Here is a 2,012-nt window from a genome sequence, read left to right on the forward strand (position 1 = left end):
CTTAATACGTTTTCTTCTGAAAGGTCTGTTAGAAGCCATTCGTCGAGAATTAATAAATCGATTTTCTTATAATTTTGAATGATTTTGCGGTAGCTGCCATCTGCTTCATATTTTGCTACGGCGAGTTCATCTAATAATTCTGGTAGCCGAATGTATTTTACTTTGTAAAATTGCCGGCAAGCATGTATACCAAATGCATTTGCGATATACGTTTTCCCATTGCCTGAAGCGCCCATTAAGATGATGTTGTGATGATTTTGAATGTAGTTGCCTGTCGCTAATTCTAGGATGACCTTTTTGTCTAAATGACGATCTGGATGATATTCAATATCTTCAATGGCAGCCGTTGGCTCGTTTAGTGTTGCTTGTTTTATTAAACGAGCGAGTTTATTTGATTTACGTCGGTCATACTCTGTATCTGTTAAAAGGCTGAATAACTCATCGAAATCCATTTCACGATAGTCTTTATTTTGACTGATTTCTTGATATAGATCAGCCATTGCACTTAAGCCCATTTCTGAAAGCTTACGTAATGTTTCTTGTTTGCTCATTTTTTATCCCTCCCAAAGTACGAAGCTCCACGCGTGAATCCATGACTTTCTGTTGAAGCTGGCTGTGTTTTCGCTGCTGATTCTTGTGTTTTTAGCGACTTCTTTTTTCTTTCTAATATGCCTTTTAATACAGTATTGGAAGGGGTTGTTGAGATTTCAAGTAAGGTAGTAATGGCTTGTTCTAACTCTTCTGTTGTGAACTTTCTCGCAATGTTTTGTAGAGTGCTTAAAATATTGAGTGCCTTTTTCTCTACATTATTTTCTAAAATGTACGCTACATATTTCTCTGTAGATGGACCCATTGCAGCTGCCCATTTCACATTGTTTTCAGGATTATGCTCTAAATAAGAGCGATGATGATCAGGCATATGATCGACTTTTGTAGAAAATTGTCCGATTTCGCCTTTTAATCGTTTGTGGGATGCAATTCGTGCTTCTTTAAAGTACACTTCAATTAGATCTGTTGTTAAACGAATATCGACCGATTCACGGACATATTCGTAAGGAACGGAATAATACATGCGTTCAACTTGGATGTGGTAGTTTAGTTGAACCTTGGCGGTTTTCCATTCCATCATTTTGAAGCGTGTTTGAGGAAGTTGTTGAAGGGTGCTTTTCTCTTCTTCCTCAAACACTTTTTTGCGTGATCCCGGTCTTTTTTGAAAATCTGTTGTATTGATTTCCTCTAACTTTTCAAAGATATATTGATTCAATTCTGTGATATGAAAGCACTGCGCATTTCGTAAGGCAGCGATAATTTGCCGTGAGGCATAACCAACACTTCCTTCGGCAGTTGGCTTATCTTTTGGCTTTCGTACACGACTCGGGACAATGACTGTGCGGTAATGATCTGCTAATTCTCGGTATGCCTCATTTAAAATAGATTCTTCACGTTGCGCTTTAATAACACCTGTTTTTAAATTATCGGGGACCAGTGTTTCGGTAACACCTCCAAAATAATCAAAAGCATGGATATGCGCTTTTAACCAGTTTGCTGATTTCATATCTAAAAATGCCTCTACATACATCATTTGACTATACGGTAAAGCAGCTATAAATACATAGGCTGGAATGTTTTCACCTGTTGTACGATCTTGAATAGAAAGTGTTGTACCAGCCCAATCTACCTCCATAATCTCTCCAGGCTTTCGTCTTAAGGGCATTGTTAGCTTAAACTTTTGAGCATATTGCCCGTACTTCTCTGCGAATGTTCGATAGGCATAAGGGATTTTCCGAACCTCTTTCGCTGAAATTGCGTACTCATGATGCAGTAATTTCAGTGTGACATTCTTTTTTTGCAGTTCCTTATGAACCTTCTCCCAATCAACTGGATAGTAGCCTTTTTCAATCGCTTGTTTCTCTGGATAGAGAAATTCCTCTAACCAAACATTTGTCATAGTGTCGTTCAATTCCGTAATACCTAGGTTAGTCGCTCGTTGGATGACTTCTGAAACCGTATTC

General features: G+C 38.2%; 2 protein-coding genes. Both read right to left on the reverse strand.

Annotated elements, in window-relative coordinates; translation table 11 throughout:
• Positions 1 to 551 (reverse strand): ATP-binding protein (locus tag CD30_RS18900; protein ID WP_036180706.1); only part of this gene is annotated, 551 nt, incomplete at its 3' end.
• On the reverse strand, positions 548 to 2,012 hold a 1,465-nt coding region (gene istA, locus CD30_RS18905; RefSeq protein WP_036180711.1), incomplete at its 5' end, for an IS21 family transposase. The genes CD30_RS18900 and istA, both read right to left, overlap by 4 nt.

This window comes from Ureibacillus massiliensis 4400831 = CIP 108448 = CCUG 49529 (assembly GCF_000772965.1).
Classification (GTDB): Bacteria; Bacillota; Bacilli; order Bacillales_A; family Planococcaceae; genus Ureibacillus; species Ureibacillus massiliensis.